Annotated in this window: 5 protein-coding genes; 2 read left to right on the plus strand and 3 right to left on the minus strand. The window is 75.1% G+C overall.

Translation table 11 applies throughout. From position 1 onward, the window contains the following. Window positions 1–665, minus strand: a 665-nt coding sequence (locus L7D48_RS25735; RefSeq protein ID WP_308312337.1) for a helix-hairpin-helix domain-containing protein, incomplete at its 3' end; no start/stop codon positions are given. Next, window positions 662–1,645, minus strand: a complete 984-nt coding sequence (locus L7D48_RS25740; protein ID WP_237883001.1) for an aldo/keto reductase — start codon at window positions 1,643–1,645, stop codon at window positions 662–664. The genes L7D48_RS25735 and L7D48_RS25740, both read right to left, overlap by 4 nt. A gap of 75 nt (window positions 1,646–1,720) precedes the next feature. Between L7D48_RS25740 and L7D48_RS25745 the strand changes: the two genes are divergently transcribed. Together L7D48_RS25745 and L7D48_RS25750 are read left to right on the plus strand one after the other, a co-directional pair. After that, complete coding sequence (locus L7D48_RS25745) at window positions 1,721–2,773, plus strand: LLM class F420-dependent oxidoreductase (protein ID WP_237883003.1); 1,053 nt, start codon at window positions 1,721–1,723, stop codon at window positions 2,771–2,773. A gap of 277 nt (window positions 2,774–3,050) precedes the next feature. Next, window positions 3,051–3,983, plus strand: coding sequence for a ferritin-like domain-containing protein (locus L7D48_RS25750; protein WP_237883005.1), 933 nt, complete (start codon window positions 3,051–3,053; stop codon window positions 3,981–3,983). On the opposite strand, the gene corA is transcribed toward L7D48_RS25750, so the two are convergent. Continuing rightward, entirely contained in the window at window positions 3,961–4,953 is a 993-nt protein-coding gene (gene corA / locus L7D48_RS25755) for a magnesium/cobalt transporter CorA (RefSeq protein ID WP_237883007.1), read from the minus strand. The genes L7D48_RS25750 and corA overlap by 23 nt on opposite strands. Window positions 4,954–4,987 lie beyond the last annotated feature (34 nt).

The raw sequence follows: 4,987 nt of genomic DNA on the forward strand, positions 1-4,987 counted from the left end.
CCCCCGGCCTCCCCGGCTCCGGCGCCCTCCTCACCGGCGTCCTCGAAGGCCAGCACCGCGCCCGCGTCGACCGCCTCGCCCACCGCCGTCTCCGGATCCGGTACGCCGTACCGTGCCAGCCCCTCGGCCAGCTTCCCGGGGTCGAGCACCGTGTGCCCGGACAGCGCCGCCCGCTCCAGCAGCCACACCGCCAGGGCCCGGCAGCGCCGCTCGTCGCCCGGACCGCCCTGAGGCCCCAGCAGCGCCCGCGCGAAGCCGTCCGCCTGCTCCGGCGCCACGCCCGGAACGGCCAGCAGCTCCCACGGGTCGGCGCGCAGCACCTCCTCGGCGCCCTCGCCGAAGGTCTCCACCACGGCCGTGCCCAGCGCCGCGGGCGCACCGCCCTCGGCCAGCAGCGCGGTGACGCCCTCGGGCACCGTCACCGGGCCGCCGCCCGGTGCGGCCCGCGGGCCGCCGGGACCGACGGGGCCGCCGCCGGGCCGGGCGGCCGGGGCGGCGCGCCGGGGCCGGGACGCGGGCCTCGGCTCGGCGAAGAACTCGGCGGCCGAACGCTCGCCGCTCTCCACGGCGCGTACGGCGGCCATGAGCTCCGCGGCCTTGTCCCGGGCTCCGGGGGCGGCGGTCTGGCGGGCCTGATCGGCGTTGTCGGCGCCGGACGCGGTCACAGCGTGCTCCAGTCGTGATCGGGATAGCGGTGCACCGGGGCGGACACATCGTCCAGCGCCCGGCAGATCTCGTCGGGAAGCGTAAGGCCCTCCACTGACAGAGCCTCGCCGAGCTGCCGCGAGGTGCGCGGGCCGATGACCGGCGCGGCCACCCCCGGCCGGTCGCGCACCCAGGCCAGCGCCACCTGGAGCGGGGTGACGGCCAGCCCGTCGGCGGCCGTGGCGACCGCGTCGACGATCCGCGCCGCGGCGTCGTCCAGATAGGGCTCCACGAAGGGGGCCAGATGCTCCGACGCCCCGCGCGAGTCCGGCGGGGTGGAGTGCCGGTACTTGCCCGTGAGCACGCCCCGGCCCAGCGGCGAGGACGCCAGCAGCCCCACCTCCAGGTCGAGCGCGGCCGGCAGTACCTCCCGCTCCACGCCGCGCTGGAGCAGGGAGTACTCCATCTGGACGCCGGCCAGCCGGGTGCGCGCCCCCGGGGCGGCGAGCTGCCAGGCGGCGGCCTTGGCCAGCTGCCAGCCGCAGAAGCCCGCCACTCCCGCGTAGCGGGCGCGGCCGCTGGCCACCGCGGTGTCGAGGGCCTGGAGGGTCTCCTCCAAAGGGGTGAAGGGGTCGTAGGCGTGGACCTGCCACAGATCGACGTAGTCGGTGCCCAGCCGCTCCAGGGAGGCGTCCAGCGCGGCCAGCAGGTGGCCGCGCGAGCAGTCGAAGCGCCGCTCGGGGTCGGGCACGCCGCCCGCCTTGGTGGCGATCACCAGGTCCCGGCGGGGCACCAGGTCCTGCACCAGTCGGCCCAGGAGGTACTCGGCGCCGCCGTCGGCGTACACGTCGGCGGTGTCCACCAGCGTCCCGCCGGCCTCCCAGAAGGCCTTCAGCAGGTCCGCGGCCTCCCGTTCCCCGGTGTCCCTCGCCCAGGTGAGCGTACCGAGCCCGATCCGGGATACGCGGAGGCCGGTGCGGCCCACGTGCCTGTGCTTCATGGGCGTTGAGAGTACTTGCGGCCGCGCGCTAGAGTCCCGGCGACGGGCACGTTACCGATCGGTAAGGGGACGCGGATGAGGCTCGGGATCAACCTCGGCTACTGGGGCGCCGGGATGGACGCCGACAATCTCGCGGTCGCCCAGGAGGCCGACCGGCTGGGCTACTCCGTGTGCTGGGCCGCCGAGGCCTACGGATCGGACGCCCCCACCGTCCTGGCCTGGGTGGCGGCCCAGACCGAGCGGATCGACGTCGGCTCGGCCATCTTCCAGATCCCCGCCCGCACCCCCGCCATGACGGCCATGACCGCCGCCACCCTCGACGCCCTCTCCGGCGGGCGCTTCCGCCTGGGCCTGGGCGTCTCCGGACCGCAGGTGTCCGAGGGCTGGTACGGGGTGCGGTTCGACAAGCCGCTCGCCCGCACCCGCGAGTACGTGGAGATCGTCCGCAAGGCGATGTCCCGCGAGCGGCTGACCCACTCCGGCGAGCACTGGACACTGCCGCTGCCCGACGGCCCCGGCAAGCCGCTGAAGCTGACCGTCCACCCCGTCCGCGAGCGGATCCCGCTGTACATCGCCGCCATCGGCCCGAAGAACCTGGAGCAGACCGGCGAGATCGCCGACGGCGCCCTGCTGATCTTCTTCGCCCCCGAGCACGCCGAGGAGACCACGCTCGGCGCGCTGCGGGCCGGACGCGAGAAGGCGGGCCTGACCATGGAGGGCTTCGACGTGGTGCCCACCGTGCCGCTGGCCGTCGGGGACGACATCGACGCCCTGGCCGACACCTTCCGCCCGTACACCGCGCTGTACGTCGGCGGCATGGGCAGCCGCAAGCAGAACTTCTACAACCGGCTCGCCGGGCGCATGGGGTACGAGAAGGAGGCCGCCGAGATCCAGGACAGGTACCTGTCCGGCGACAAGGAGGGCGCCGCGGCCGCCGTGCCCCGGCAGCTCATCGACTCCACCACGCTGCTCGGCCCCGTCGAGCGGATCGCCGACCGGATGCGGGCCTACGCCGAGGCCGGGGTGACCACCCTGTCGCTGGCGCCGGCCGGCTTCACCCTGGAGGAGCGGATCGCCGCGCTGCGGGCCGGAGTGGAGGCCCTGGAGCGGTCCGGGGCCGCCTCCTGAGGAGCCGCCGCGCCCGTCGTGAACGCCACGCGGGGCGCGGCCGGACCGAGCCGTCCGGCCGCACCCCGCGCCGGGGCGTGTCCACGGCCGTGGTGGGGGCTCGGGGGTCCTCCCCGCCACGGCCGTCCCCCGGCACAACGGCACGGAGCCGCCGGGGTTACGCCCGGCACGGCGGACACCTCCGTTCGGCGCAGGGGCGGAGGTGAGCTGTTGCCGCCGCCCCTCCGCACCGGTTGACTCGGATTTCTGCGGATACGTCCACGGAAGGTGTCGGGCCATGCTGCGCAGAAGGGACCTGGTGCGGGAGGTCCTCGACGACGACGCGTCCTTCCGGCTGCTGTGCTCGCTGGCCGTCGCGGCCCAGGCGCGCAACGGCCGGGAGAACCGCCGGATCGCCGCCCTCGTCCCCCGGGGCCGTCGCGACCTCGCCCCCGCGATGGCCCGGTACGGCGAGCTTCAGGAGCGGCACGCACGGCTGCTGACCGGGCTGCTCGCCGCCTGCGGTCCGGAACCGGCCGAGGTGCCCCCCGAGGTGGACCACGCCGCACTCCTGGAGCGGCGGGGGAGCTGCCCGGCACACGTCCGGATGAGGTGCGGGCAGCCCCTGAGCGAGCGGGACGTCCTCGCCCACCTCGCCCACGGGCACGCGGCCGCGGCCCGTGCCACCGCCTGGCTCGCCCGTCTTGCCGGGCACGCCTTCGTCCGCCCCGGGGCCGGCGAGGCGGTCCGGGAGGTCTTCCGCGCCGAACGGGAGTACCTGGCCTGGTGCCGCGAGGGGATGCTGGGCTTCGCCCGCGCCGGCCACGTCGCCGCCGTCGAGCTGGTGCTCAGGGAGAACACGCTGGCGGAGGCCCGTGCCCACCGCGATGCCGCCCTCGCCGTACTGGCCCGCACCGGCCACCTGCTGGGCTGGAGCATGGCCAGGTCGGTGGTGCTGGAGGGGGGTGTCCAGGCCCGGTACGTCCACGAGCGGCTGGTCGCCCGGCGCCGTGCCGGGCGCCTGGACCCGCTGCCCGCCCTGCCCGAACCGGAACCCGAACCGGAACCCGGGCCGGAACCCGGGCCCCGGCGTGAAACGGCGCGGGCCGATCCGGGCGCCGGGTCCGATGCGGAGTCCGGAAACGGTGCGGAGTCCGGGTCCGGCGCGGCGCCCGGAACCGGGACGCGTGCCCCGTCCGGGGACGCGGCTACAACCAGCCCCGGCGCTTGAAGAGCCGGTAGAGGCCGGCGCTCACCGCGACCATCAGCACCACCACCCCCGGATAGCCCAGCGGGTGGGCCAGCTCGGGCATGTGGTCGAAGTTCATGCCGTAGACCCCGGCGATCATGGTGGGCACCGCAGCCATGGCCGCCCACGCCGAGATCTTGCGCATGTCGTCGTTCTGCCGGACGCCCACCTGCGCCAGATAGGCCGACAGGATGTCCGACAGCAGCCGGTCCAACGCCTCCACCTGCTCGTTCGCCCGGGTCAGGTGATCGCTGACGTCGCGGAAGAAAGGGCGCGAGTCGTCGTGCACGAACGGTACGCCGATGCCCGCCAGCCGCTCCATCGGCTCCGCCAGCGGCCCGGTGGCCCGGCGGAACTCCAGCACCTGGCGCTTGAAGGCGTAGATGCGGCTCGCCACGGTGCCGTGCGCGGTCCCGCCGGGGGTGAAGACCTCCTCCTCCAGCTCCTCCAGGTCGATCTGCAACTCGGCGGCCACCTCCATGTAGTGGTCGACCACCGCGTCGCTCACCGCGTACATCACGGCCGTCGGACCGTGCTGCAGCACCCCCGGGTCGCGCTCCAGCCGTTCGCGCACCGAGCCCAGCGGGTTGGTGGCGCCGTGCCGCACCGACACCACGAAGGAGTCGCCGAGGAACAGCATCAGCTCCCCGGTGGCCACCGTGTCGGCCGCCTCGTCGTAGTCCACCGGCTTGAGCACCAGGAACAGCGAGTCCTCGTAGACCTCCAGTTTGGGCCGCTGGTGGGCGGACAGGGCGTCCTCCACCGCCAGCGGGTGCAGCCCGAACTCCCGGGAGACCTGGCCGAACTCCTCCTCGGTGGGCTCGTGCAGCCCGATCCACACGAAGGCGTCGCGGTCCGCGCGGGCCGCCCGGAAGGCCTCGGCGAGACCGGACGGGTCCCCGGTGCGGTGCCCGTCCCGGTAGATCGCACAGTCCACAATCACACCCACGATTCTCCCCCGCCGCCCAGGCGGCGTGTGCGGCGGC

Origin of the sequence: Streptomyces sp. ICN903 (genome assembly GCF_022015835.1) — a bacterium.
Classification (GTDB): Bacteria; Actinomycetota; Actinomycetes; order Streptomycetales; family Streptomycetaceae; genus Streptomyces; species Streptomyces fenghuangensis.

Excerpts from the sequence above, each read along its gene's own strand:
- L7D48_RS25740 (WP_237883001.1), bottom strand. The coding sequence starts at position 1,645 with ATGAAGCACAGGCACGTGGGCCGCACCGGCCTCCGCGTATCCCGGATC.
- L7D48_RS25745 (WP_237883003.1), top strand. The coding sequence starts at position 1,721 with ATGAGGCTCGGGATCAACCTCGGCTACTGGGGCGCCGGGATGGACGCC.
- L7D48_RS25750 (WP_237883005.1), top strand. The coding sequence starts at position 3,051 with ATGCTGCGCAGAAGGGACCTGGTGCGGGAGGTCCTCGACGACGACGCG.